General features: G+C 31.0%; 23 protein-coding genes and 2 tRNA genes. 15 read left to right on the top strand and 10 right to left on the bottom strand.

From position 1 onward, the window contains the following. Positions 1 to 34: 34 nt before the first annotated feature. The gene (fahA, locus tag ABMY20_RS05185) at positions 35 to 1312 is read left to right on the top strand and encodes a fumarylacetoacetase (RefSeq protein WP_047788804.1); all 1278 of its coding nucleotides are present in this window, start codon (positions 35 to 37) and stop codon (positions 1310 to 1312) included. Between the two features lie 66 nt (positions 1313 to 1378). Here the strand turns inward: fahA and ABMY20_RS05180 are convergent, their stop codons facing one another. Continuing rightward, a complete protein-coding gene (locus ABMY20_RS05180; RefSeq protein ID WP_047788805.1) occupies positions 1379 to 2935 on the bottom strand; it encodes a DEAD/DEAH box helicase in 1557 nt (518 codons plus the stop codon). Positions 2936 to 3006: 71 nt separating this feature from the next. Continuing rightward, positions 3007 to 3399: a bacillithiol system redox-active protein YtxJ gene (ytxJ, locus tag ABMY20_RS05175; protein ID WP_173360235.1), complete on the bottom strand. Its 393-nt coding sequence runs from the start codon at positions 3397 to 3399 to the stop codon at positions 3007 to 3009. 155 nt (positions 3400 to 3554) lie between these two features. On the opposite strand from ytxJ, the gene clpB reads away from it, so the two are divergent. Next, a complete protein-coding gene (gene clpB, locus ABMY20_RS05170) occupies positions 3555 to 6158 on the top strand; it encodes an ATP-dependent chaperone ClpB (RefSeq protein ID WP_047788925.1) in 2604 nt (867 codons plus the stop codon). A 37-nt stretch (positions 6159 to 6195) separates the two neighbouring features. Here the strand turns inward: clpB and ABMY20_RS05165 are convergent, their stop codons facing one another. Further along, on the bottom strand, positions 6196 to 6918 hold the full coding sequence (locus ABMY20_RS05165) for a DUF6503 family protein (RefSeq protein ID WP_349264786.1): 723 nt from the start codon (positions 6916 to 6918) through the stop codon (positions 6196 to 6198). 132 nt (positions 6919 to 7050) lie between these two features. Next, complete coding sequence (locus ABMY20_RS05160; RefSeq protein WP_159614968.1) at positions 7051 to 7686, bottom strand: OmpW family outer membrane protein; 636 nt, start codon at positions 7684 to 7686, stop codon at positions 7051 to 7053. Between the two features lie 122 nt (positions 7687 to 7808). Here ABMY20_RS05160 and smpB point away from each other — a divergent pair, with 122 nt between their 5' ends. The 5 genes from smpB (at position 7809) to ABMY20_RS05135 (ending at position 11479) form a co-directional block, all read left to right on the top strand. Then, positions 7809 to 8267, top strand: a complete 459-nt coding sequence (smpB, locus tag ABMY20_RS05155; RefSeq protein ID WP_047788809.1) for an SsrA-binding protein SmpB — start codon at positions 7809 to 7811, stop codon at positions 8265 to 8267. Further along, positions 8268 to 9164 carry a UbiA family prenyltransferase gene (locus ABMY20_RS05150; RefSeq protein ID WP_073184031.1) on the top strand — a complete coding sequence of 299 codons (897 nt, stop codon included), beginning with the start codon at positions 8268 to 8270 and terminating at the stop codon, positions 9162 to 9164. After that, complete coding sequence (locus ABMY20_RS05145) at positions 9151 to 9732, top strand: Maf-like protein (RefSeq protein WP_159614969.1); 582 nt, start codon at positions 9151 to 9153, stop codon at positions 9730 to 9732. The genes ABMY20_RS05150 and ABMY20_RS05145 overlap by 14 nt, the downstream gene beginning before the upstream one ends. A 54-nt stretch (positions 9733 to 9786) precedes the next feature. Next, on the top strand, positions 9787 to 10737 hold the full coding sequence (locus ABMY20_RS05140) for a transketolase family protein (protein ID WP_047788812.1): 951 nt from the start codon (positions 9787 to 9789) through the stop codon (positions 10735 to 10737). A gap of 112 nt (positions 10738 to 10849) precedes the next feature. Next, positions 10850 to 11479: a porin family protein gene (locus ABMY20_RS05135; RefSeq protein WP_159614970.1), complete on the top strand. Its 630-nt coding sequence runs from the start codon at positions 10850 to 10852 to the stop codon at positions 11477 to 11479. 70 nt (positions 11480 to 11549) lie between these two features. Here the strand turns inward: ABMY20_RS05135 and ABMY20_RS05130 are convergent, their stop codons facing one another. Beyond that, entirely contained in the window at positions 11550 to 12446 is an 897-nt protein-coding gene (locus tag ABMY20_RS05130; RefSeq protein ID WP_047788814.1) for a hypothetical protein, read from the bottom strand. A gap of 79 nt (positions 12447 to 12525) precedes the next feature. Here ABMY20_RS05130 and ABMY20_RS05125 point away from each other — a divergent pair, with 79 nt between their 5' ends. Beyond that, entirely contained in the window at positions 12526 to 12915 is a 390-nt protein-coding gene (locus tag ABMY20_RS05125) for an RNA-binding S4 domain-containing protein (protein ID WP_047788815.1), read from the top strand. Positions 12916 to 12943: 28 nt separating this feature from the next. After that, on the top strand, positions 12944 to 13447 hold the full coding sequence (locus ABMY20_RS05120; RefSeq protein WP_073184038.1) for a phosphoribosyltransferase family protein: 504 nt from the start codon (positions 12944 to 12946) through the stop codon (positions 13445 to 13447). Here ABMY20_RS05120 and ABMY20_RS05115 read toward each other — a convergent pair. Then, positions 13439 to 13957, bottom strand: coding sequence for a shikimate kinase (locus ABMY20_RS05115; RefSeq protein ID WP_349264785.1), 519 nt, complete (start codon positions 13955 to 13957; stop codon positions 13439 to 13441). The two genes, ABMY20_RS05120 and ABMY20_RS05115, sit on opposite strands and share 9 nt — an antisense overlap. 107 nt (positions 13958 to 14064) lie before the next feature. On the opposite strand from ABMY20_RS05115, the gene ABMY20_RS05110 reads away from it, so the two are divergent. Continuing rightward, positions 14065 to 14137, top strand: a tRNA-Lys gene (locus ABMY20_RS05110). A 37-nt stretch (positions 14138 to 14174) separates the two neighbouring features. Next, positions 14175 to 14257: transfer RNA gene (locus ABMY20_RS05105), tRNA-Leu, on the top strand. A gap of 138 nt (positions 14258 to 14395) precedes the next feature. Here the strand turns inward: ABMY20_RS05105 and ABMY20_RS05100 are convergent. After that, positions 14396 to 16114, bottom strand: coding sequence for a thiol-activated cytolysin family protein (locus ABMY20_RS05100; protein WP_159614973.1), 1719 nt, complete (start codon positions 16112 to 16114; stop codon positions 14396 to 14398). A 223-nt stretch (positions 16115 to 16337) separates the two neighbouring features. On the opposite strand from ABMY20_RS05100, the gene ABMY20_RS05095 reads away from it, so the two are divergent. The 4 genes from ABMY20_RS05095 to ABMY20_RS05080 all read left to right on the top strand — a co-directional run bounded on the left by ABMY20_RS05095 (position 16338) and on the right by ABMY20_RS05080 (position 23513). Beyond that, positions 16338 to 17123, top strand: a complete 786-nt coding sequence (locus ABMY20_RS05095) for a carboxypeptidase-like regulatory domain-containing protein (RefSeq protein ID WP_159614974.1) — start codon at positions 16338 to 16340, stop codon at positions 17121 to 17123. 79 nt (positions 17124 to 17202) lie between these two features. Next, positions 17203 to 18660 carry a S41 family peptidase gene (locus ABMY20_RS05090; RefSeq protein ID WP_349264784.1) on the top strand — a complete coding sequence of 486 codons (1458 nt, stop codon included), beginning with the start codon at positions 17203 to 17205 and terminating at the stop codon, positions 18658 to 18660. Between the two features lie 108 nt (positions 18661 to 18768). After that, positions 18769 to 22437 carry a phosphoribosylformylglycinamidine synthase gene (purL, locus tag ABMY20_RS05085; protein WP_349264783.1) on the top strand — a complete coding sequence of 1223 codons (3669 nt, stop codon included), beginning with the start codon at positions 18769 to 18771 and terminating at the stop codon, positions 22435 to 22437. Between the two features lie 650 nt (positions 22438 to 23087). After that, positions 23088 to 23513, top strand: a complete 426-nt coding sequence (locus ABMY20_RS05080) for a helix-turn-helix transcriptional regulator (protein WP_073183984.1) — start codon at positions 23088 to 23090, stop codon at positions 23511 to 23513. A gap of 288 nt (positions 23514 to 23801) precedes the next feature. Here the strand turns inward: ABMY20_RS05080 and fabG are convergent, their stop codons facing one another. The 3 genes from fabG to ABMY20_RS05065 form a co-directional block, all read right to left on the bottom strand. Continuing rightward, a complete protein-coding gene (gene fabG / locus ABMY20_RS05075) occupies positions 23802 to 24548 on the bottom strand; it encodes a 3-oxoacyl-[acyl-carrier-protein] reductase (protein WP_073183981.1) in 747 nt (248 codons plus the stop codon). Positions 24549 to 24629: 81 nt separating this feature from the next. Continuing rightward, positions 24630 to 25502, bottom strand: a complete 873-nt coding sequence (gene sucD, locus ABMY20_RS05070; RefSeq protein WP_047788761.1) for a succinate--CoA ligase subunit alpha — start codon at positions 25500 to 25502, stop codon at positions 24630 to 24632. Positions 25503 to 25576: 74 nt separating this feature from the next. Beyond that, positions 25577 to 26497 (bottom strand): UDP-3-O-(3-hydroxymyristoyl)glucosamine N-acyltransferase, encoded by a 921-nt coding sequence (locus ABMY20_RS05065; protein ID WP_073183978.1) that lies wholly within the window; start codon positions 26495 to 26497, stop codon positions 25577 to 25579. Positions 26498 to 26534 lie beyond the last annotated feature (37 nt).

The raw sequence follows: 26534 nt of genomic DNA, 5'->3' as shown, positions 1-26534 counted from the left end.
TGTAGGTTTGATGAAAATATAACAAAAACGATAAATGGAAATAACTGCTAATAACCCGAATAGAAAATCTTGGTTAACTGTAGCTGAAAACTCAGATTTTCCTATTCAAAATATACCTTTTGGGGTTTTTTTAACTAAAGATGATATCATAACAATTGGTACAAGAATTGGTGATTATGCGATTGATTTAGGTGCTTTACATCAATTAGGATATTTTGATGGAATTCCTTTAACAGATGATATCTTCTTACAAGACACCTTAAATGATTTTATTGCAGACGGACGTAAAACATGGCGTTTAGTTCGTAATAGGATTGCTGATATTTTTGATGTAAAAAACAGTAAGCTAAGAGATAATGCTGAGCACAAAGACAAAATAATCTTTAGAATGGATGAAGTAGAAATGCAACTTCCTGTCGCTGTAGGAGATTATACCGATTTTTATGCTAGTAAAGAACATGCAACGAATGTAGGGAGCTTATTTAGAGATCCTGAAAATGCCTTACTTCCAAACTGGTTACAAATTCCTATTGGCTATCACGGAAGAAGTTCTTCTATCGTGCCATCTGGTACTCCAATTCGTCGTCCTATAGGGCAACAGCGTCCTAATGAAGGAGAAACTACACCTAATTTTGGACCTTCTAAATTATTAGATTTTGAATTAGAAATGGCTTTTATTACTACAGTTGCTAACGACTTAGGAGATAGAATACCTATTGAAGAAGCAGAAGATTATATCTTCGGACTGGTATTGTTTAACGACTGGTCTGCTCGTGACATTCAAGCTTGGGAATATGTTCCATTAGGACCTTTCTTAGGAAAGAATTTTGCTTCAACAATTTCTCCTTGGATTGTAACCTTAGATGCACTAGAGCCTTTTAGAGTAGATAATCCTAAACAAGTATATGAACCTTTACCTTATTTAAAGAAAGAAGGTAAAGATAGTTACGATATTAATTTACAAATGGCTATTCAACCAGAAGGTAAAGAAGAAACTGTAGTGTGTAATTCTAACTTTAAATACATGTATTGGACGATGGTACAACAATTAACACATCATACAGTAAATGGGTGTCCTGTAAATGCAGGTGATATGATGGGTAGTGGTACTATTTCTGGTCCTACTCAAGATAGCTTTGGTTCAATGTTAGAATTAACTTGGAGAGGTAAGAACCCTGTTAAATTAAACGACGGTAGCGAACGTAAATTTATAAATGATAACGATACTGTTATTATGCGTGGTTATTGTAAAAATGAAAAAATTCGTATTGGTTTTGGTGAATGCTCAGGTAAAATTTTACCAGCTAAGTAAATACTTATCATTACTAATAATATAAGCATAAAAAAATCCAGTTCAAAAGAACTGGATTTTTTATTTTTATTCATCTTCAGGTGGTGGATGTCCATGAATTTGCTCATATACTTCATCAAAATTATTTCGTAAATAACTATTTAATTTTTTACGATAGTCATCTTGTAACCAATCAATGAAATTATGAGTACTCTTTGAGATACATTTTGAGTATCTAAAAATTCTGTCATCAATATCTCCTCCCAACATTTTTGCTAATATCAATGCATCAAAAACATCTTCACTATTTTCAACACACATTTTTGCATGATGTTCTATTGATTTTTCCAGTACTCTTTTTGAAGACTCTCCTCCTTGAATAGTGTCTCTGTATACTTTTTTAACATCAAAATAAAGGTCTTCAGAATTAGCAAACTCTGCTTTAACATCTGCTGGTAACTCATATTTAAAGTCACTTTCTATTTCTTCATCAGATAATAAATTGTCTAGATAGAAATTAGGTGCCCTAAACATTTTTTGCCAATCTAAATCGGCACCCCAAGGTCCAAAACGATGGAAGTTGTTTCCTAAATCAATTACATTAAATTCTGATTTCCCAGGTAAAATACGAGAACCACGACCAATCATTTGGTAATATAATGTTAACGATTTCGTTGCTCTATTAAGAATAATTGATTGTACAGAAGGTTCATCAAACCCTGTTGTTAAGATACTTACCGAAGTAATTATAGCATTAGGTGTTTTATGAAACCATTTTAAGATAAAATCACGTTCCTTCTTAGTGTTAGTGTTATCTAAATGTGCAATTGGGTACCCAGCTCTTTTAAACGTATCATATACATGCAACGATGTATTAATACCATTGTTAAAAATTAAGGTTTTTGTTCCTTTAGCCCGTTCTTCATAAGCTTGTAAAAGCTTTGAAAGCATATCTGTATTTGTATATAAATCTTCAGATGATTTTACAGTATAATCACCATTAGCCCCTACTTCTAACGAAGTTAAACCTACATTATAAGAATAAATATTGGCTTTTGCCAAATATTCATTTTGAATTAAAGCCCCAATACTCTCCCCATCAATAAGCTCATCATAATTATCCTTCATAGGAAGCTTAATATTTGAACTTAAAGGAGTTGCAGTTACACCCAGTATAAAAGACTTATCAAAGAACTTAAATAGTTTAGTAAAAGAATTGTAATGTGCCTCATCAATAATTACTAAACCTACATCTGAAATATCTAACATATCGTCATTCAAACGATTGTTTAACGTTTCAACCATAGCTACAAAGCAATCAAACTCATTTTGATCGTCTAAACTTGCTTTACTATCTATAATTTTATTTACAACACCAAACTCTTTAAGCATTTTTGCTGTCTGTTTACACAGCTCTATTCGGTGTGTCATAATCAATACTTTCTTTTGATAATGTTTTAAGTATTGACGTGTAATTTCAGAGAAAATAACGGTCTTTCCTCCTCCTGTAGGTAGTTGATAAAGTAAATGGTAATTTTCGGGGGCATTCTCAAAACTTTTGAAAATTTTGTGCAATGCTTCTTTTTGATAATCGTATAGATTTTTTCCTTTCTTTGGTTGTGAAGTTGCTGTTTCGTTACTCAAATCTCTATTAATTTTGAAATACGCAAAAATACGAGGTATTTAAGGAAATCCCATTAAAAATGGCATCTTTTTTAGATTTTTTTCAAATCAATACGAGCAATATCGTAATGAGAAGCATGCGAAATTACTTCTCCTTTTTTAACTACCAACAACTGAGGAGATTGATGTAAAACCTGAAATGTATACCCTATTTCATTAGAAACATCTCTATAACTGAGTAAGTCAAGATAATACACTTTAAAATCTTTTAATTCCTCATCAAAACTATTTACAAAACGTTTAATTACCATGCTACTAATTCCACACCTTGTTGAATGTTTAAAAATAGCAATTGGTTGTTTATTCGATAATTCTTTTATTTCCTTTATTTGCTCTACCGATGTTAATGGAGTCCAGTTAATAAATGACTCTTTTCCTTCTTCATTTTTTTCTTTTCTTCCAAAAATAGTGTTTAATACTCCCATTAAGTTCTTATTTTAATAACATTATTGTTCTTAATTATCATCCTACCAGTCAAAAAGTCATAAAAAATTTATTTTTAAAGACAAAACGTCTCTTGTTTTTTAAAAAAAATCAATTGGTATTGAATTTGACTTTTATAGAGAAAAATAAAAACGATATGAATTTTAACAATTATACAATAAAATCACAAGAAACCATACAACAAGCGCAACAATTAGCGCAAAGTTATGGTAACAACCTTATAGAAAATGAACACATCTTCAAAGCTTTATTTTTAGTCGACGAAAATGTACTTCCTTTCATTTTAAAGAAACTCAATATAAATGTAACTGTTATACAACAAATATTAGATAAGCAATTAGAAAGTTTTTCTAAAGTTACTGGTGCTGACTTAATGCTTTCTCGTGAAGCTAATAAAACATTAAATGAAGCATCTATTATTGCTAAGAAAATGAACGATGAATATGTTTCTATTGAGCATTTAATTTTAGCTATTTTTAAATCTAAAAGTCAAATAGCACAAGTTTTAAAAGATCAAGGTGTTTCAGAAAAAAGTTTAAAAGCAGCAATTGAAGAATTACGTAAAGGAAATCGTGTGACCTCACAAAGTGCCGAAGAAACTTATAATTCTTTAAATAAATATGCTAAAAACTTAAATCAGTTAGCACAAGACGGAAAATTAGATCCTGTAATTGGTCGTGATGAAGAAATTAGACGTTTATTACAAATTTTATCACGTAGAACTAAAAACAACCCAATTCTAGTTGGGGAGCCTGGTACAGGTAAAACTGCAATAGCTGAAGGTTTAGCACACAGAATCATTCGTGGTGACGTTCCTGAAAACCTTAAAGAAAAACAAATTTTTTCTTTAGACATGGGAGCACTAATTGCTGGAGCTAAATATAAAGGTGAATTTGAAGAACGTTTAAAATCTGTAGTAAAAGAAGTAACAAAGTCTGAAGGAGACATCGTATTATTTATTGATGAAATTCACACTTTAGTAGGTGCTGGTGGTGGTCAAGGTGCAATGGATGCTGCTAATATTTTAAAACCTGCTTTAGCACGTGGAGAATTAAGAGCTATTGGAGCTACTACTCTAGATGAATATCAAAAATACTTTGAAAAAGACAAAGCTTTAGAACGTCGTTTTCAAAAAGTAATGGTAGATGAACCAGATACAGAAAGTGCTATTTCTATTTTACGTGGTATTAAAGATAAATATGAAACACACCATAAGGTTCGAATAAAAGACGAAGCCATTATTGGAGCCGTAGAATTATCCCAACGTTATATTACCAATCGTTTTTTACCAGATAAAGCGATTGACTTAATGGATGAAGCTGCTTCTAAATTACGTATGGAAATCAATTCTAAACCAGAAGAATTAGATGTACTAGATCGTAAAATAATGCAGTTAGAAATTGAAATTGAAGCCATTAAACGTGAAAACGATGAAACTAAGTTAAAATCTTTAAATGCCGATTTAGCTAATTTAAAGGAAGAGCGTAATGAAATCAATGCCAAGTGGCAATCTGAAAAAAGTGTTGTAGATACTATTCAGAACTTAAAAACTGATATAGAAAACTATAAACACGAAGCTGAAAAAGCTGAGCGCAATGGTGATTATGGTAAAGTAGCTGAATTACGTTATGGTAAAATTAAAGAAGCACAAGAAGAGCTAGATAAACAACAAGATATTTTAGCAAATCAACAAGGAAACTCTTTAATTAAAGAAGAAGTAACCTATGATGATATTGCTGAAGTTGTAGCTAAATGGACCGGAGTTCCTGTTACTAAAATGTTACAATCTGAGCGTGAGAAGTTGTTAAAACTAGAAGATGAACTACATAAACGTGTTGTTGGTCAAGAAGAAGCTATTGAAGCAGTTTCTGATGCTGTACGCCGTTCTAGGTCAGGATTACAGAACCCTGACAAACCTATTGGTTCTTTCTTGTTCCTGGGAACAACTGGAGTCGGTAAAACTGAGTTAGCCAAAGCTCTTGCTGAATATTTATTTGATGATGAAAATGCCATGACACGTATTGATATGAGTGAATATCAAGAACGACATTCAGTAAGCAGATTGGTTGGTGCACCTCCTGGGTATGTTGGATATGATGAAGGCGGACAACTAACTGAAGCTGTTAGAAGAAAACCGTATTCAGTTGTATTATTAGATGAGATTGAAAAAGCACATCCTGATACTTTTAATATTTTATTACAAGTACTAGATGAAGGTAGGTTAACGGATAATAAAGGACGTATTGCTGATTTTAAAAATACCATAATTATTATGACCTCCAATATGGGCAGCCACATTATTCAAGAGAAATTTGATAATATGAAGGGAGACATTGATACTACTATAGATTTAGCTAAAACAGAAGTTTTAGGTTTATTAAAACAATCTGTAAGACCTGAATTTTTGAATAGAATTGACGATATTATCATGTTCACTCCATTATCAGAGAATAATATTAAAGAAATTGTAAAACTACAATTGAATAATGTTAAAAAGATGATTGCGCAACAAAACATTATTTTTGACGCTACAGATGAGGCTATCAATTACTTAGCTACAAAGGGATACCAACCAGAGTTTGGCGCGCGTCCTGTAAAACGTGTTATTCAAAAAGAAGTTTTAAATCAGTTATCTAAAGAAATTTTATCTGGACAAGTAACTACTGATAGTATTATTTTACTAGATGCTTTTGATGATGAGCTGGTATTTAGAAATCAATCGGATTTAGTTAATAACTAATTTTGAATAAAAAAAGGGAGTTAAAAACTCCCTTTTTTTAATTTACTACAATATTATTTAGTACGATTTCAGAAACTTTTTTTAGTTTACCTTCTTCATAAAGTTTATCAATGATATAAAAGTCAATACCATCTTTTAAAGGTTTATAGTTATTATAATCAACAAAACGAATTCCGTTTATTATTTTTTCCTCTTTTATATCTCTAAAACGTACTCCTCCTCCATTTGTATGATATTTATATGCTAAATAATCTAGTTGAAAATTATCTTTAGCAAACCAATATATAAATACATCATCAAAATCATCTCCTCCTCCTTCTTCTGTAAATGTTATTCTAATTTTATAATACTCTTTTCCTTTAACTTTAACTGATTCTAATAGCTTTTTTTGAACAGCTTTATCATTCAATCCAAAAGGTAAAACTGAAAAATAGTGAACTGAGTTTACAGAGTTTCTATAACGATTTTCATCTTTTTCCGTTAGCTCAACTAAGCTATCATTTACAAAACGCTCAAAATTGTCATTTGACAACACATCTTTTATTCTTACCGAGTCATTTTTTATAGTTCTAACTAATTTAAAAGCACCGTTGTTTCTAACTGCTTTATAATTATTTTTTCTGAAATCAAAGGAAATTGTAGCATCTCCAATTTCGTTCAACCTAGAGTATGCTATTGACTTATCAATTATTTCTTGGGCAGTAAATTTTGGTTTACAAGAAACTATTGATAAAAATAATAAAATGTATAAATATCTCATAAAATGTTGTTTATTTTAGTCATTATAATCATAAACAAATTTACAAGTATTCATTAATTTTACTTGTTAAGTTTAACATAAAAAAAGAGCTACAATTAAGTAGCTCTATAAAAGGAATTAAAATTTATTGGTTTAAAACCTCATACCTACTCCAAAACCAATAAGTAACGGGTTTATGTCTACTTCTGCTGGTACTGTCGCTACACCTGCATTTACAGAAACATCTGTACTTAATCCTATATATTTTGCATCTACGTTTAAAAACCAAGTATCGTCTAAATCGTAATCAAAACCTAACTGAAGTGCATACCCAAAACTATTTTCATAATCTACATCAACCACAGCTCCTGGATTAGCATCGTAAAAAACAGTATAGTTAACACCTGCCCCAACATAAGGTTTAAAATCACTTATATTAAAATGGTATTGTAGCGTTAATGTTGGAGGTAATAACCAAACATCACCTAAATTAACATTTCCCAAGGCTGTGTTTACTGCTTTTACATCGTGATTAGTTGTTCCTAAAATTAATTCAGCTGCTATATTTTGAGTAAAATAGTAAGTAAAGTCTAATTCTGGAATAAAATTTTTACCTATTTCAACATCTCCTCCAATAGTACCAATTGTTGCAGATTCATTTGGTAAAACACTTACCCATCTAAAACGAGCTTGCCATTTTTTAAAATCATTTGTCTTAGCATTTTCTTGAGCATTTACATTACTAAAAAACAATGTTCCTAATACAATACTTAATATAATTTTTTTCATGATTATAAGTTTTAATTTTGAGCAAAATTACACTCCACACTTCCCTAAAAACATGACTTAAATCATAGCTTAATAATTTTATTTAACAACTTAAAATTATAGTTATATTTGTGTTTTATTTTATGCAAAAAAAAATTAACATACAGAATAAAAAGGCTCGTTTTGAATACGAGATACTTGATAAATACACAGCAGGAATTCAGCTCACAGGTACTGAAATAAAATCAATACGACAAAGCAAAGCTCGAATTACTGAGAGCTTTTGCGAGTTTAACGATAAAGGAGAGCTTTTTGTTGTAAATATGTACATCGAAGAGTATGCCTTTGGGCATCATTACAACCATAATCCCAAAAGTGAGCGCCGTTTACTACTTAATAAACGTGAATTAAAAAAACTTGAAAAGGAAGTTGAAGCTAAAGGTAATACAATTGTTCCTTTGCGTTTATTCATTAACGAAAGTGGTTGGGCTAAATTAGATATTGCTCTAGCTAAAGGAAAGAAAACCCATGATAAAAGACAAAACATTAAAGATCGTGATAATAAACGTGATTTAGCCAGAATAAAAAAGGCTTTTAACTAAATGAATGATACTTTCTTAAATATCATACAATGGAAAAAAATTATATATTTTATTTTTATTTTATTTCTATTTAAGTATTCTTTTTTATATGGTTATGGTTTTGAAACAACTCTCTCTTTTTTTGATCTTGGTTTACTATCTATTTCAAGTGCTTTCTTATTAGCTTCTGGTTACTTAACTAGCTTTTTTTTTAGAAACAAACAAAAAAAAACCAGACTCCCTTTAAATAAGATAAAAAAAGTATCTATTTTATTAATGATATTTGGAATTTTAGTAGGCTTAATTGTATCACTAAAGGTAAATAAAATATGGTATGGTCTTATTTTTATAATTTGTCCAATAGTTGTACACCTATATTCAAAAAACAATATCCAGAAAACCTTTTTTAGTAACATTGTTACTTCTTTTTTAAAACCTTTTGCCTTACTTATGCTTTGGTGGTTTGATTTCCCATTAAACTTATCTATAGAACAATGGGAATTATTTTATAACCTCCAGTTGATAACCATAGGTTACGTAATTATTTCTTTTCTTAGCAATATGGTCATAGAAATAATTATTGATATTATTAACGTAAACCATGACAATATAAATAAACAAAATACCCTACCTGTTTTACTTGGTAGAAAAAGGGCTAAAGATATTGCCTTGATGCTTTCGTTTATAGCTTGTTTATTTGTATTTTCTGTTGCTGTTGCCTTTTTAAAAAATAAATTTATTTTTTCAACTATTATGCTGCTAGGAATACTCCCTGAACTATATTTTATATATAAACTAATGTTAGCTTCAGAAAGCAAAGACTATAATAATTTATTAAAAATAAGCTATATAAGTTTTTTTCTTGCTCTTTTAAGTGTTCCTACTATATCTTATTATATTAAATATGTTATCAACTAAATTATCACAGTATTCTATTATTCTTGCCTCAAGCTCTCCGAGAAGACAAGAACTTATTAAAAGCTTAAATATTCCTTTTACTGTTAAAATCAAAGATATAGAAGAAATTTATCCTGAGGAATTGCAGCAAACAGAAATAACTGACTTTTTGGCTGATTTAAAAGCTATTCCTTTTAAAAAAGATTTAAAAGAAAATGAGTTATTAATAACATCAGACACCATTGTATGGATAAATAATGAAGCCTTAGGAAAACCCAAAAATTACAATGAGGCGTTCCAAATGCTTAAAAAACTATCTAACACTACACATAAAGTTATTACCTCTATATGTATTACTAACAAATCATTTCAAAAAACTGTGAATGACACCACTATAGTCAGTTTTAAAGAACTTTTAGACGATGAAATTGATTACTATATAAAAACGTACCAACCGTTTGATAAAGCGGGAGCCTATGGTATTCAAGAATGGATTGGTAAAATAGGAATAACAAAAATTGAAGGAAGTTATTTTAATGTTATGGGGTTTCCTGTTCATAAACTTTACAAAGAATTATCAAAATTGTAGCTTTACATCTATATAAAAGATTATTTTTGATGCGTATTTACACAACACAAACTGATGAAAAAATATACTTATACTGAAAAAAAAGATACCCGTTCTGGGTTTGGTGATGGTTTAACAGAATTAGGACAGAGAAACCCTAATGTTGTAGCTTTATGTGCTGATTTAACAGGTTCATTAAAAATGAATGAATTTGCTGAAAATCACCCTGAGCGTTTTTATCAAGTAGGAATTGCCGAGGCAAATATGATCGGAATTGCTGCTGGATTAACTATTGGAGGAAAAATTCCTTTTACTGGTACATTTGCTAACTTTTCAACTGGTAGAGTTTATGATCAAATTCGTCAATCAGTTGCTTATTCTGATAAGAATGTGAAAATTTGTGCTTCTCACGCAGGGTTAACTTTAGGTGAAGACGGAGCTACACACCAAATTTTAGAAGACATTGGATTAATGAAAATGTTACCTGGAATGACTGTTATAAATACTTGTGATTACAGCCAAACCAAAGCTGCTACTTTAGCTATTGCAGAACATGAAGGTCCTGTATATTTACGTTTTGGGCGTCCAAAAGTACCAGTATTTATGACCGATCAACCTTTTGAAATAGGAAAAGCAATTCAACTTACTGAAGGTAATGATGTTACTATTGTTGCTACAGGTCACTTAGTATGGGAAGCTTTACAAGCTGCTGAACAATTAGAAGTTAAAGGTATTTCTGCTGAAGTAATAAACATTCATACTATTAAGCCATTAGATGAAGAAGCTATCTTAAAATCTGTTGCTAAAACAGGCTGTATAGTTACTGCTGAAGAGCATAACAAATATGGAGGCTTAGGAGAAAGTGTAGCACGTTGTTTAGCTACCAACGCCCCTACTCCACAAGAGTTTGTTGCTGTAAACGATAGTTTTGGTGAATCTGCTACTCCAGATCAGTTAATGAAAAAATATGGTTTAAATGACGAAGCTATAGTAAAAGCAGTTGAAAAAGTTATTTCTAGAAAATAAAAAACATAAACAACTAAACAATAAATACATCACTTTTAAGGTTTAAAGTGATGTATTTTTTTATATAAAAGTAAATATTTAACTCAATTATAATAGTGTAAATTAAAAACAAATGAAAAAAGCAATTTTTATCTTATGTCTTCTAATTGGAGGCTCACAGTTAGCACAAAGCCAAATACAAGGAGGTATTAAAGGAGGTATTAACTACAATTCTGACTCTTTTTCTGATGTAAAAAATGATGTCTTTGATGGGGCCAAAAGTAAAACAGGTTTTCATGCTGGTGCTTGGTTACGTATAAAATTACCAGCTACTGGTTTATATATTAGACCTGAATTGGTATATACACAATTGAATAATAATGTTGTTTATTATCCAGAAGGAAAATCAAACAACTCAACAAATAACCAGAATGTCTCTTATGAAATTCAAAAAATAGATATTCCTGTTTTATTAGGTTTAAACTTTTTAAAAGTAGGACATGTTTTTGCTGGACCATCTTTTCAATATATTTTAGACTCTGATTTTAACTTTAAAGATCTTAAACAAGTAAATTCTGACGGTTTTTCAGTTGGTTTACAGTTAGGAGCTGGTGTTGAACTTGGTAAATTGGGATTAGATGTACGTTGGGAAAGAGCTTTGTCTGATACTGAGTCTAAATTTGTAGATAACAATATTAGTGAAAACGTAAATTTTGATACTCGTATAAACCAAATTATTATAGGTTTATCATATAGGTTCTAACTTTTAAATTTTAAACATAAAAAAAACCGAAGTCTTAGACTTCGGTTTTTTTTATGTTTACTTTTTGACCTTAAAAAATATCCCTGTTTAGATAATCTGGTATCGTAGGCTTATTTGGATCACTAAAATCGTTAGCTGGGTTTCCATCTCCATTTTTATCCTCGTCTTTTGATAAAACTCCATCTCCATCATCATCTGTATCTAAATAATTAGGAATATTATCTCCATCAGTATCATCATTTCTAGGGTTTCCATCTCCATCTAAATCTTCTAATATAGAAGGTACTCCATCTCTATCATGATCTGTATCTTCTACAAAGTCGAATAAATCAATATAAAAGATTAACTGAGAATTGGCAGGTATTCCTCCATTTACCGAATTTCTATAAGCTAAGCCTGAAGGAACAATCAAAATTCCTTTTCCAAATTTATCATAAGAAATAGGCTCTCCTTGGCTAGATGTGTTAATGCCTGCTTTAAAGTTTGGAATTCCTAAAGTCCACCCTCTAATAGGCGTAGGAGCATCGAACTGACTTCCTGATAATGTCAAATTCCACCAAATTGGAGTAGTTCCTGTTTGACTTAACTCTAGTTGATCTACTTTAGTTGTATACCATACTTGATAGTTAGTTAGAACAGAGTCTAACTCTGTAGGGTTACCTTTCGGAGATTGTCCTTCTTCTATGACTAAATGATATAAATCATATTCAATATCGTTTTCTGTATGTGTCTTTTTTATTAACCTACTATCTTCTGATAATGGTGTTTTACCAGCAATTATAGGTTTTATAGAATCTATTGTATCATCAAAATAATAATTCTTTAAAAATTTTGCTATCGAATCTTTATCTTTCAAAGCTTGAGCTTCATGGTCAAAATTGTCAACTAAAGAGTTGCTATCACTTCCACAAGCATACAAAAGAGTACCTATAATGGCTGTATAAAATACATGTTTAAATTTTATCATTTAATTCTGAAATTTTAACGCGCAATTTACCATTTTTATACCTTTGTAAAAAATGAAACGATAAAAATTAACTTTTTATATGAGAATTGACAAATATTTGTGGTGTATTCGCTTGTTTAAAACCCGTAGTATTGCCACAGATGCTTGTAAAAAAGGGCATGTTAAAATAGAAGGCACTAACCTAAAGCCATCAAAAGAAATATTTGGTAACGAAGAAATAACTATTCGAAAAAATCAAATTAATTACAAAATAAAGGTGTTAGATATTCCACCCAATCGAGTTGGAGCTAAATTGGTTGATTTATATAGAAAAGACATAACCCCTAAAGAAGAGTTTGAAAAAACTGAGTTATTAAAATACGCTAAAGATTATTATCGTAAAAAAGGAACAGGGCGCCCTACCAAAAAAGATCGTCGTGATATTGATGATTATTATGAAGATTCTAATAAAAATGATGTTAATTTGTAAACCAAAACTAAGTTAAAGTTAACTAACTATGACAGCCTTAAATAATATCATTTTAAATAATACTCAAGTTGAACAAAAAATTCGTCGAATTGCTTTTCAAATTTACGAAAGCAATAGCGACGAAAAAGAAATTATTATAGCTGGTATTGCTGATAATGGATATTTTTTAGCAGAAAAAATTTCGACTATTTTAAGTGACATCTCTCCTTTATCAATAACTTTATGCAAAGTTTCTATCGATAAAAAAAATCCTATCAGTCCAATTACTACTTCTATTAAGAGTGAAGAATATCAAAATAAAGCATTAGTTTTAGTAGATGATGTTTTAAATTCAGGAACAACTTTAATATATGGTGTAAAGCATTTTTTAGAAGTTCCTTTAAAAAGATTTAAAACAGCTGTATTAGTTAATAGAAATCATAAAAAGTATCCTGTAAAAGCTGATTTTAAAGGAATTTCTTTATCAACTTCTATTAAAGAACATGTAGTTGTAGAGTTTAAGGTTAATGAAACAATTGCTTACTTAACTTAGTAATTTTTCTAACTCCTCTACTGTTTCATGTATGCTTTTATTATCAACTATTAATTTATATGTTGCTTTATTATAAAAGTAGCTTCTTTCAAACAAGTGCTTAGCAACAAACTCTGACAACTCGTCTTTGTTTAGGCGAGCTACCAGTGGGCGTTTACTTTTTTCGTTCGTTAGCCTATCTACAATGGTAGTGATATTTGTTTTTAAATATACAGACTTCGCATTGTTAAAACTTAATAATACCTCCATATTTCTAGCATAGCATGGAGTACCCCCTCCTAAAGATAAAACGAAATCACCCTCTTTTTCTAAAAGATCTTTTAAATACACATGTTCTTGCTTTCTAAAATAGATTTCTCCTTTCTGTTCAAAAATTTCAGAAACTGTTTTTCTTTCCTTTTCTTCTATATATTCATCTAAATCGATAAATGGAGTTTGCATTTTTTCGGCTAAAATTCGTCCAATTGTCGATTTTCCGCTAGCCATATACCCTAATAATACAATTTTCATAAACTAGTAATTAAGCAGTTACAAATATGAGTAAAAAATATTACAAAAAAGCTTTTTTGGTTTAAAGAACAGTTGTATATTTGCAACCGCTTTCACAAAGAAGCAATGACCGGGTAGCTCAGTTGGTAGAGCATCTCCCTTTTAAGGAGAGGGTCCTGGGTTCGAGCCCCAGCCCGGTCACAAAAAGTTAAGCACATGCTTAACTTTTTTAGTTTATGCACGTATGGCGGAATTGGTAGACGCGCAGGCTTGAGGGGCTTGTTTCCAACGGAAGTGCAGGTTCGACTCCTGTTACGTGCACAATAAAAAAAGCACTATACATTTTGTATAGTGCTTTTTTTATTTTTTCTGTAGAATTTAAAACATCATAAAAACCGAATACAAATTAAAACAAGGAGACTAATCAGCCTCCTTGCACTTAAATCATAGATAAATTATTTAATTTAATATATATGTGTTATAGTCTAAATAACAAGTATCATCTTGAACTATGGTTCTTACACCGTTCCATGTTTGATTATGAAAACCATCTCCTACTGTATAATTATCTACATACGGATTGTGTCTTGTATAATCCTCCCATTTCTTTGAACTAAGATTATATTCATACTCATTATAAGCCTTTACTCCATCTCTATAAACATAACATCCAGAGTCACATTCACCTACTACAGAAACTATTCTAAAGCGCTCACCTGCTTTAGCTTTTACCATAAAGTCAATTACTTTTCCATCGGCTACACTTCTTTTTTGTCCAAATTTATAATAGTCTAAACCTACATGTTCTTCAATTCCGTATCCCCAGTAAATTTTCTTTCCTGCTAAATACCAAGATCCTAATTCTTGATCATATTTTTCTACATAAAACCTACCAAAAAGCTCAGCTCCACTAGTTCCATGATCACTTCCATATAATGCTACATTAGTTGGATCTACTCTTATTTTATCATAATACACTAAATCACATTCTTTGATAGTATACTCTAAATTTGAACTTACTTTGAAAGGTCTATTATCATATGTATAATTCACTTTATATGAGATAGGATATCCTGGATTATCAACTGACACCTCTGCTCCTTCTTTTAGAAAATCAACAACTCTATCTAAATTATTAGCCATAGCAGCTAAAGATGATGCTATTCCTGAAGTTGCATTTCCTCCTAACTGCTTTACTTTAACAGTCGATTCACTGAAAATAGATTTATATCTTGCTTCTATTTCTGCATTCACTTTTGTTCCTACTGCTTTATATGCAAAGTTCAATGCTGCTTCTACTTCCTTAGCACTACTACTAGATTCATAAATTAACGTATATAGTTTACCATAAGTTACTGACTCTATATACGAAGACGGATTTTGTTGATCTTCACTTACCTCTAAATAATCAGTAACATAAGGTTTTAACCTATCTGGAGAAACATTACTGTTAAACCAACCATTCTTTCCAATAATTCCTTCTTTAGGAGACACTGAAGCCGTAAAAAAACGTTGCTTTAAAGTAACTGCATATCTTGTTTTTTGGCTAGAAAAGTCAAGCCCAAAACTACCAGATACTTTTACGCTTGGTCCAGAGTACCCTGCATTTAAAGAAAGTTGAAATTGTTTTTCATCATGAATTCTTTGAATACTAATATCAAAGCTAGCAGGAAAATTAGCTTCACTTTTATAGTATGCATTTAAAATAGAATTCAAATTGTCTTGTACTTTTCCTGGTGTTGGTGCTTCAATTATTCTTGAAGTAGAAGCAGATGTTCCCGATAACACGTTAACTCTTACCTCTACTGGATTCCTGTCTTCTCCTGAAATAGGTATAGATACTGGAGCTCCTTCTTGTATAGATCTTGCTGCTACTAAATTACCTGGCCATAATAAAGAACTATTAGCATCTAAAATAAAGAAGTCTGAATCTGTTTGAGTAAACGATATTTCTTTATCAACACAGTTTTCTTCCATAGCCACTCTTTCGGCTTTGGATGACTTATTATCATGTAGTTCTTTAATATTTAAATTATGAATACCATCAGGAATATCTGACGTTATAAATTGAGCTATTTGCTCTGTGCTAGAGTTTATTTCTGAGTTATGTAATAAATCTTCTTTTTGACATGAAATAATTGAAAAAAGGGTTAATCCAAGTATTTTTAGATTTTTCATTTATTTATTTTTTAAATTTAACATTGTACTAATTAAGACCTCGAGGAGTTATTAAACATCTTTAAATATGTTTTCCCTACTTTTTTATCTATTTTTTTTAGTTTTAACTACCAAACAACATCATATACTTATATATTTAACAAACAACCCCCCTGTATTTAAGTAATAATTAATTTCACATATTATTAACGAGTGTAAAGCCTATTATTCTTATTTTCGCCTTATGCAAAAACAATTATTCTTCCTAATAGCAATAGTATTTAGTATATCATCTATTCAGGCACAAGACAAATTAAAAGGGCAAATAATAGATTCAGAATCTAAAAAACCTTTAAGTGCAGCTCATATTTTAAACCTTAATAGCGTAGTAGGTACCATTACTAATGAAAATGGACTCTTTGATCTTGTTGCTCAAGCAAATGATACTGTGTTGGTTTCTTATTTAGGCTATGCTTCTATTAAGCTAAAAGTTACTAATGATCTTTTAAAAGGAAATGAAGTTGTTATATCTTTAGAGGAAAAGCCTGAAGAGGTAAAAGAAGTTGTAATTAAGTCAACTGAACTAATTGGTGTTTTAGAGGTAGATATAAAACAAGTTCCAAAAGATCGTTTTACTAGAATACATATCAATGGATTGCCACAAACGTATGAAGTTGGAAGGCCTCAAAAAATTTCCTCTCCTATTGCTAAACTCTTGAATCCGGTTGATTTGGTATATAACCTATTCGGAAGCAAACCTAAACAGCTTAAAAAATTAAAGAAGCTTAAAAAAGAAGACGATTTGCGTAAAATGTTAGCTGGTAAATTTGATCGTGAAGTTATGATGGAATATCTTGAAATGGATAGGGCTGAGTTAAATAAGCTATTATCTGACTGTAACTATTCTGAATACTTTATAAAAAAAGCCAGTGACCTACAATTAATTGAAGCTGTTTTAAATTGTTACGAAAACTATAAAACAGTAAAAAAAGGTAAAATAGAAAGAAACAGAATACCTGATAAAAATTAATTTTTTTGTAAAAAAAATAGGGTAAGTGATATTTTATATGTTATATTGTTTATAAATTAATATATAATTACTTTAAATAATGAAAAAAATCATATTACTATCCTTTATGTTTACAATTCTTTTAAGTTGTAGTAAAGATGATAAACTAGCTGAATCAGTAGATGAAGTTAAACTAAACAATAAAATAAATAATTTTGTATGGAAAGCCATGAACTCGTGGTACAATTGGCAAGAAGATGTTCCTAATTTAGCAGATAGTAAAGATGATAATATAAATGATTACTATACCTTTCTAAACTCATATAATACACCTAATTCATTATTTGAAAGCCTTAAACATGCTGACGATGACTTTTCTTGGTTCATAGAAGATTATGTCGCTCAGCAACAACAATTTCAAGGAACTTCAAAAACTTTTGGTTTTAGACCTAGTCTCGTTAGAGTTGGTACTACTGACTATGTTGTAATATTTGTTCAACATGTTTCAAAAGGTTCTCCTGCAGATTTAGCAGGATTTAAAAGAGGAGACATAATTAATGCTATAAATGGAACTGTAATGACCGTAAGTAATTATGAAACTGTACTTGATGGATATTACCAAGAGACCTCTGAATTTTCTTTTACTGAAAAAGACGGTAAAACCCTTAAAGAGAAGAAAACTATAACACAGGCTGTAGTGTCTGATAACCCCGTCCATCTAACTAAGATTTTTGATAATATAAATGGTAAAAAAGTCGGCTACTTACTATACAATGGGTTTAGATCGTCTTATAATGATGAATTAAACGCAGCTTTTGGTGAGTTAAAATCTGCTGGAATTCAAGAATTAGTATTAGATTTAAGAATTAATGGTGGTGGTTCTGTACAAACATCTGCATATTTAGCAAGTATGATACATGCTGAAGCCGGTACTGATAAGTTTGCCGAGTTAAAATTTAACGACAAACATCCTCAACAAGATTCACCTTATTATTTTGGCAATACGTTAAATGTTTATGGAACAGATGGAAAAAAGACTAGTGAAGAAACAATCAATAGATTATCAGGTATTAATAAATTATATGTTTTAGCATCTGGTAGTACTGCATCTGCTAGTGAAATGATTATAAATGGACTGCGTCCCTTTATTGATGTTAAAATAATAGGAACTAAAACAGTTGGTAAAAATGAGGGGTCTATCACCTTATACGACTCTCCTACTACTGATTATACTTTTCATGATGGTAAAGGAGTCAATACTTCACATAAAATGGCTATGCAGCCAATTGTTTTTCAAATCTACAATAAGCTTGGTCAAAATGATTATGGTGATGGATTTGAGCCTAATATTTTAATCGAAGAATGGAAACATTGGGATAACATCTTACCTTTTGGTGATGAAAATGAAATTGTGCTTAAAACAGCACTAGATGATATAAGAGGGGTATCTTCAAAATCTACATACGAAGTAAAAAGTTTTGAACATATTGACATAAGTGTGTCAACAAACAAGTTTGAACAAGAAATGTATATTGATAGTCATTACTTTAACAAGTAAAATAACCTTATAAGAAGCAGCAAAATTTTGCTGCTTTTTTTATGCTTTTATTTCATCCAAAAGAATTAAATTTACACCTTTCAAAAACATACACAAACACAACTAACAATGATTCATTTCTTTGGAAACGTAAACAGCAAGGTTTTTGCTGTTCAAACAACAGAAGAATTAACATCTGAAACAATTTCGAAGTTAACTTGGTTATTTGGCAACCAACCGAAAATAAACGCGGCGTCTCTTGACGCCTTTTTTGTTGGCCCTAGAGCAGCTATGATTACTCCTTGGAGTACTAACGCCGTTGAAATTACTCAAAATATGGGAATTTCTGGAATTATCAGAATTGAAGAATTTGATGCAGTAGCTAATGATTTTTCTGACTTCGACCCAATGATTTCTCAAAAATTTGATGGATTAAACCAAGAAACTTTTACCATTGATATTCAACCTGAACCAATTTTAGAAATTGATGATATTGCTGCTTACAATGAGCAAGAAGGGTTGGCTTTAAGTCGTGAAGAAATTTCTTATTTAGAAGAAGTAGCAACTAAAATTGGAAGAAGGTTAACAGATTCTGAAGTATTTGGATTTTCTCAAGTAAATTCAGAACACTGCCGTCATAAAATTTTCAACGGTACTTTTGTTATTGATGGTGAAGAAATGCCAACTTCTTTATTCAAGTTAATTAAAGAAACCTCTAAGCAAAACCCTAACGATATTGTATCTGCTTATAAAGACAATGTTGCTTTTGTTAAAGGTCCAAAAGTAGAGCAATTTGCTCCTAAAAGCGCAGATAAACCAGATTTTTACGAAACAAAAGAATTTGAATCTGTTATTTCATTAAAAGCTGAAACACACAACTTCCCTACTACTGTTGAGCCTTTCAATGGTGCTGCAACAGGTTCAGGAGGTGAAATTCGTGATAGATTAGCTGGAGGAAAAGGATCGTTGCCATTAGCAGGAACAGCTGTTTATATGACTTCTTACTCTCGTTTAGAAGAAAATCGTCCTTGGGAAAAAGGAATGGACGAACGTAAGTGGTTATACCAAACTCCTATGGATATTTTAATCAAAGCTTCTAACGGAGCTTCTGATTTCGGTAATAAATTAGGTCAGCCATTAATCTGTGGTTCTGTTCTTACTTTTGAACATGAAGAAGATGCTCGCAAACTTGGTTTCGATAAAGTAATTATGCAAGCAGGTGGTATCGGATATGGTAAAAAAGAGCAAGCTTTAAAAGATACTCCACAAAAAGGAGATAAAATAGTAATTTTAGGTGGTGAAAATTACCGTATTGGTATGGGAGGAGCTGCGGTTTCTTCTGCTGATACTGGAGAGTTTTCAACAGGAATTGAGTTAAACGCAATTCAGCGTTCAAATCCTGAAATGCAAAAACGTGCTGCCAATGCGGTTCGTGGTATGGTAGAAAGTGATGAAAACTTTATCGTTTCTATTCACGATCACGGAGCTGGTGGACACTTAAACTGTTTATCAGAATTAGTAGAAGATACTGGTGGAAAAATCGACTTAGATAAACTACCTGTTGGGGATCCTACCCTATCTGATAAAGAGATTATCGGTAACGAATCTCAAGAACGTATGGGATTAGTAATTGCTGAGAAGCATATCGACACCCTTAATAAGATTGCTGAACGTGAGCGTTCACCAATGTACACTGTTGGTGATGTTACTGGTGACCACCGTTTTACTTTTGAATCTAAAACCAATGGAAACAAACCAATGGATTTAGCTTTAGAAGATATGTTTGGTAGTTCTCCTAAAACGATTATGACTGATAATACAGTTGATCGTAATTATGCTGATGTTGACTATTCTAAAGAAAACTTCACTAACTACTTAGAACAAGTTTTACAATTAGAAGCTGTTGCCTGTAAAGATTGGTTGACGAATAAGGTTGACCGTTGTGTTGGAGGAAAAGTAGCGAAGCAACAATGTGTTGGTTCTTTACAAATTCCATTGAACAATGTCGGTGTAATGGCGCTAGATTATAAAGGTAAAGAAGGTATTGCTACTACGATTGGGCACTCTCCTATTTCTGGATTGATTGATCCTGTAGCTGGAAGTAAAAACTCAATTGCTGAAGCATTAACGAATATTGTTTGGGCACCTTTAAAAGATGGTTTACAATCGGTTTCATTATCAGCAAACTGGATGTGGCCTTGTAAAAATGAAGGTGAAGATGCTCGCTTATACAAAGCTGTGAAGGCTATTTCGGATTTTTCAATCGATTTAGGAATCAATGTTCCAACAGGAAAAGATTCTTTATCAATGAAACAAAAATATCCTAATGAAGAAGTAATTTCTCCAGGAACTGTTGTTATTTCAGCTGCGGCTAACTGTAATGATATTACTAAAGTAGTAGAACCTGTTTTACAACCAAACAAAGGAGATATCTATTACATCAATTTATCGCAAGATGATTTTAAATTAGGAGGAAGTTCATTTGCGCAGATACTAAACAAATTAGGAAACTCTGCTCCTACGATTACTAATAATGAGTTCTTTAAATCAACATTTAATGTTTTACAGAATTTAATTAAGGAAGGAAAAATTGTTGCAGGTCACGATGTTGCATCTGGGGGATTGATTACTACTTTATTAGAATTGTGTTTTGCAGATGTAAACATAGGTGCGAACTTAGATTTATCAACTTTAAATGAAGCTGACAGTATCAAGTTGTTATTTGCTGAAAACTCAGGAATTGTTTTCCAAGCAACTGACGCTTCTATAGAACAAACTTTAGCTGATAATAACATCGAGTTCTTTAAAATTGGTTCGGTAATTGAATCTGATCGATTAAATATTAAAAATGGTTCTGATATTTTTGCTTTATCAATTGCTGAATTAAGAGATACTTGGTATAAGACTTCTTATTTATTAGATCAAAAACAAACGGCTAATGGTTTAGCTAAAAATCGTTTTGATAATTATAAAAATCAACCTTTACAATATACATTCCCAACGCATTTTACAGGAAAGCTTGCTGATACTGTGGGTACTATAACTAACAGACCTAAAGCAGCTATCATTCGTGAAAAGGGTTCAAACTCTGAACGTGAAATGGCAAATGCTATGTATTTAGCTGGTTTTGATGTGAAGGATGTTCACATGACTGATTTAATTTCTGGTCGTGAAACTTTAGAAGATATTCAATTTATTGGAGCTGTTGGAGGTTTTTCTAATTCAGATGTTTTGGGTTCTGCTAAAGGATGGGCTGGAGCATTTTTATATAATGAAAAAGCGAACACTGCTTTGAAAAACTTCTTTAACAGAGAAGATACACTTTCTGTTGGTATTTGTAACGGGTGTCAATTGTTTATGGAGTTAGAATTAATCAATCCAGAACATAACGAACACGGTAAGATGTTACACAACGATTCTAAAAAGCACGAAAGTTCATTTACATCTGTAAAAGTTCAGGAAAATAATTCAGTAATGTTATCTAGTTTGGCTGGAACAGAATTAGGAGTTTGGATTTCTCACGGAGAAGGAAAGTTCAATTTACCTGAAACTGAAGATAATTATAATATTGTTGTTAAGTATGCATATGAAGGATATCCTAACAATCCAAACGGTTCAGATTATAACACAGCAATGCTATGTGATAAGACTGGTCGTCATTTAGTAACTATGCCACATATTGAACGTTCTACTTTCCAATGGAACTGGGCTAACTATCCACAAGACAGAAAAGATGAAGTTTCACCTTGGTTAGAAGCTTTTGTTAATGCAAGAAAATGGATAGAAAATAAAAAATAAGTAGAATACAATACTACATTCTCAACTACAAAAAGCACTCTGTAAACAGGGTGCTTTCTTTTTTTACAAAAGTAAACAACAAAACATATAGTTTACACTTGTTAACTATCTAATTATGGTAACATTTGTAATATTCTTCTTATTTAACTTCTATTTCTAAGTACATAATAAATTTATATAAGCACTTTGAAAGGATATAATTAAACTCATAAGTAATTTAAAGTACTTATTGAAGTATTATAAAGGTTATAGCCTTATTTATATTTATTTAAACTATTACTTCTGAAGAGTCATTATTATTAACCTTAAAGTTGCTTATTTGATGTTTAAGTCAGTTAAATAAGGGTAAATGGTTATTTAAACACATTATATTTATTAAAAAAAAGAGATTTTTACATTTATAAACTTAACAAAACAAATAATTAGTTTAATTACAAATGTAAATAAAGATATTTAACAAAAGAATAAATTTTCTCTATACCTAACCCTTAAAACATTGTTTTACAGTAATTTAAATGTTATTTGTTAAAGTATTTAATCGCCTTGTTTTGAATTATTTTGAAGAAATATTAAATTTTTCTTGTCTACATTTATAAAACAATATATATTTACAATCGTAAACAATTCCTAATGTTTACATAAGTAAACAAATGATTGAAAGATTAAAACAGATATTAGACTATTACAATTTATCAGCGTCAAGCTTTGCTGATAAAATTGATGTTCCAAGATCTAGCATTTCTCACCTATTATCAGGAAGAAATAAACCGAGCTTAGATTTTATTATAAAAGTTGAAACGGCTTTTGATGAAGTTGATCTAAATTGGTTAGTGTATGGTAAAGGCAGTTTTCCTCCAAATGTAAAAAATCAAGAGAAAGAGATAAATATAGAGAAAAATGAAGCTCCTTCTCTGTTTACTGAAAATGTAGTATTTGACCAAGAACCCGAAAAAAAATCAAATACGAAATTCTCAGAGAGTACTATGAAACCAAAAGAATCAGCCGCTTTTAGAGAAATTAAAAATATTTTAGTTCTATACGATGATGGAACCTTTGAAGATTACAAAAAAAAATGATCGCATAAATGATTCCCTTATAATCCCAAAAGAATTTAATGAATTGTAAAATTCAAATAACCCCTCAGTATTTGTATCCCCCAACAAATCGTTTGAATTTTATGAGTCATTAAAAAATAAACTCCCCCTAAAACTTATATCCTCTTTAAGTTGAGTTTATAGAAATTGTCCCCCAAGGCAAATCCCTCGTGCTTGCCCGCTTACAAGCAAATCAACCCATTAAAATAGAAAAAGCCTGTATTATAAAAATAATACAGGCTTTTTTACTTTTTATATTTAAGTCAAATCTTATGTTAACATTCCTCCGTCAACTGATAATGTTTGACCAGTAATATATGAACTCATATCAGATGCTAAGAATACACAAGCGTTTGCAATATCTTCTGGAGTACCACCTCTTTTTAAAGGAATTTCATTTCTCCAACCTTCAACTACTTTTTCATCTAATTTTGCAGTCATTTCAGTTTCAATAAAACCGGGAGCTACAACGTTACTACGAATATTACGAGAACCTAACTCTAAAGCTACTGATTTTGAAAATCCTAAAATTCCTGCTTTTGAAGCTGCATAATTTGCTTGACCTGCATTTCCTTTTAATCCAACTACAGAACTCATATTGATAATTGAGCCTGCACGTTGCTTCATCATCGGACGAATCACTGCTTTGGTTAAATTGAAAACTGATTTTAAATTTACTTCGATTACTTTATCAAAATCTTCTTCAGAAATACGCATTAATAAATTATCTTTTGTAATACCTGCGTTGTTTACTAATACATCAATAGTTCCGAATTCTGCTAAAACATTTTTTGCCAACTCTTGAGCTGCATCAAACTCTGCCGCATTAGATTGATATCCTTTAGCGTTTACCCCTAATTCTTTTAATTCATTTTCTAAAGCAGTTGCTGCTTCCACAGAAGAACTATAAGTAAATGCAACATTACACCCTTGGTTTGCAAACTCTAATGCAATTCCTCTACCAATTCCTCTAGTAGCTCCTGTAATAATTGCTGTTTTATTTTCTAAAAGTTTCATTTATTAGTTGTTTTAATAGGGTCAAATATAAAAATAAATTCCCGTTATAAACGGGAATCTATTCTAATATGTATATGTTTATTAAGCTAAAACCTTAGCTACCATTTCTCCAATTTTAGCAGGAGACTCTACAACGTGTACTCCATTTTCAGCTAAAATCTTCATTTTAGCTTGTGCTGTATCATCTGCACCACCAACAATAGCACCTGCATGTCCCATTGTTCTACCAGCTGGAGCAGTTTGACCTGCAATAAAACCAACAACTGGTTTACGATTTCCATCAGCCTTAATCCATCGAGCAGCTTCCGCTTCTAAATTACCTCCAATTTCACCAATCATTACAATTGCTTCAGTTTCATCATCATTCATTAATAACTCAACAGCTTCTTTAGTAGTAGTTCCAATAATTGGATCTCCACCAATACCAATAGCTGTAGTAATTCCGTAACCCTGTTTTACAACTTGATCAGCAGCTTCATACGTTAAAGTTCCTGATTTAGAAACAATACCTACTTTACCTTTTTTGAAGATAAATCCTGGCATAATTCCTACTTTAGCTTCTTCCGGAGTAATTACTCCTGGACAGTTAGGTCCTACTAAAGTACAATCTAACTTATCAATGTAAGCTTTTACTTTTACCATGTCTGCAGTAGGAATTCCTTCGGTAATACAAATAATTACTTTAATTCCTGCTTCAGCAGCTTCCATAATAGCATCAGCAGCAAATGCTGGTGGTACAAAAATAATAGAGGTATCAGCTCCTGCTTTTTGTACAGCCTCATCAACTGTATTAAAAACTGGCTTTCCTAAATGCTCTTGACCTCCTTTACCTGGTGTTACACCTCCAACTACGTTTGTTCCGTAATCGATCATTTGGCCAGCGTGGAAAGTTCCTTCGCTACCTGTAAAACCTTGAACTATAATTTTTGAATCTTTATTTACTAAAACACTCATTGGTTTGCTTTTTATTATTTTTTTAAGACAGACAAAAATAACTTTTTAATTGTGTTTTCACAATTAATTTTACGTTACTTTTTTTGTTTATTAGTTTCGTTTTTTAAATAAATTACTTCACGCATTTTTTGACGGTATTCTTTTTGAGGTGTACCAAAATAGACTCCCTTTTTTAAAGATTTCATCACACCTGTTTGTGCCATTAAAACGGTTCCTTTTTCTATAGTTAAGCCACTAACAATTCCTACTTGTCCCCAAATAGTTACTTCATCTTCAATAACAGTACATCCTGCAATACCTGTTTGAGCTGCTATTAAACACTTTTTACCTATTACTGTATCATGACCTATATGAACTTGATTATCTATTTTTGATCCAGCACCTATTAAAGTATCTCCGGTTACACCTCTATCAATTGTACAAGAAGCTCCTAAATCTACATTATCTTCAAGTACTACTCTACCTCCAGAAATTAGTTTATCAAAACCTTCTGGTCTGTTTTTATAATAGAATGCATCTGCTCCTAAAACTGTATTGGCATGGATTGTTACATTATCTCCTATTATACAGTTATTGTTAATTGACACATTTGCATGTATTAAACAATTTTTTCCAATTTTTACGTTTTCTCCTATGAAAACGTTTGGTTGTATAACAGTTTTTTCTCCTATAATAGCAGATTCAGCAATACTACTTTTTGAAGCTATAAAAGGGTTGAAATATTTTGTTATTTTATTAAAATCTCTAAAAGGATCTTCAGAGATTAATAATGATTTACCTTCAGGGCAATCTACTTTTTTATTTATTAGTATTGTTGTAGCAGCTGAATTTAATGCTTTATCGTAGTATTTTGGATGATCTACGAAGACTATATCTCCTTTTTCTACTACATGAATTTCATTAATTCCTGTTATAGGAAAACTATTTTTTCCTACAAACTTTACATTTAGTAAAGTAGCAATCTGCTCTAAGGTTTGAGGCTGTTTAAATTTCATCTTTAAAAAGAAATTCCCGCCAAAGCGGGAATAATAA

The sequence above is a fragment of the Tenacibaculum sp. SSH1-16 genome, from assembly GCF_040104435.1.
Taxonomy (GTDB): domain Bacteria; phylum Bacteroidota; class Bacteroidia; order Flavobacteriales; family Flavobacteriaceae; genus Polaribacter; species Polaribacter mesophilus.
The sequence above is the reverse complement of the archived record's forward strand: the minus strand, read 5'-3'. Positions and strand labels throughout refer to the sequence as shown.

Coding starts and splice junctions, on each gene's coding strand:
- fahA (WP_047788804.1), top strand. CDS start 35: ATGGAAATAACTGCTAATAACCCGAATAGAAAATCTTGGTTAACTGTA.
- ytxJ (WP_173360235.1), bottom strand. CDS start 3,399: ATGGGAGTATTAAACACTATTTTTGGAAGAAAAGAAAAAAATGAAGAA.
- clpB (WP_047788925.1), top strand. CDS start 3,555: ATGAATTTTAACAATTATACAATAAAATCACAAGAAACCATACAACAA.
- ABMY20_RS05165 (WP_349264786.1), bottom strand. CDS start 6,918: ATGAGATATTTATACATTTTATTATTTTTATCAATAGTTTCTTGTAAA.
- ABMY20_RS05160 (WP_159614968.1), bottom strand. CDS start 7,686: ATGAAAAAAATTATATTAAGTATTGTATTAGGAACATTGTTTTTTAGT.
- smpB (WP_047788809.1), top strand. CDS start 7,809: ATGCAAAAAAAAATTAACATACAGAATAAAAAGGCTCGTTTTGAATAC.
- ABMY20_RS05150 (WP_073184031.1), top strand. CDS start 8,268: ATGAATGATACTTTCTTAAATATCATACAATGGAAAAAAATTATATAT.
- ABMY20_RS05145 (WP_159614969.1), top strand. CDS start 9,151: ATGTTATCAACTAAATTATCACAGTATTCTATTATTCTTGCCTCAAGC.
- ABMY20_RS05140 (WP_047788812.1), top strand. CDS start 9,787: ATGAAAAAATATACTTATACTGAAAAAAAAGATACCCGTTCTGGGTTT.
- ABMY20_RS05135 (WP_159614970.1), top strand. CDS start 10,850: ATGAAAAAAGCAATTTTTATCTTATGTCTTCTAATTGGAGGCTCACAG.
- ABMY20_RS05130 (WP_047788814.1), bottom strand. CDS start 12,446: ATGATAAAATTTAAACATGTATTTTATACAGCCATTATAGGTACTCTT.
- ABMY20_RS05125 (WP_047788815.1), top strand. CDS start 12,526: ATGAGAATTGACAAATATTTGTGGTGTATTCGCTTGTTTAAAACCCGT.
- ABMY20_RS05120 (WP_073184038.1), top strand. CDS start 12,944: ATGACAGCCTTAAATAATATCATTTTAAATAATACTCAAGTTGAACAA.
- ABMY20_RS05115 (WP_349264785.1), bottom strand. CDS start 13,957: ATGAAAATTGTATTATTAGGGTATATGGCTAGCGGAAAATCGACAATT.
- ABMY20_RS05100 (WP_159614973.1), bottom strand. CDS start 16,114: ATGAAAAATCTAAAAATACTTGGATTAACCCTTTTTTCAATTATTTCA.
- ABMY20_RS05095 (WP_159614974.1), top strand. CDS start 16,338: ATGCAAAAACAATTATTCTTCCTAATAGCAATAGTATTTAGTATATCA.
- ABMY20_RS05090 (WP_349264784.1), top strand. CDS start 17,203: ATGAAAAAAATCATATTACTATCCTTTATGTTTACAATTCTTTTAAGT.
- purL (WP_349264783.1), top strand. CDS start 18,769: ATGATTCATTTCTTTGGAAACGTAAACAGCAAGGTTTTTGCTGTTCAA.
- ABMY20_RS05080 (WP_073183984.1), top strand. CDS start 23,088: ATGATTGAAAGATTAAAACAGATATTAGACTATTACAATTTATCAGCG.
- fabG (WP_073183981.1), bottom strand. CDS start 24,548: ATGAAACTTTTAGAAAATAAAACAGCAATTATTACAGGAGCTACTAGA.
- sucD (WP_047788761.1), bottom strand. CDS start 25,502: ATGAGTGTTTTAGTAAATAAAGATTCAAAAATTATAGTTCAAGGTTTT.
- ABMY20_RS05065 (WP_073183978.1), bottom strand. CDS start 26,497: ATGAAATTTAAACAGCCTCAAACCTTAGAGCAGATTGCTACTTTACTA.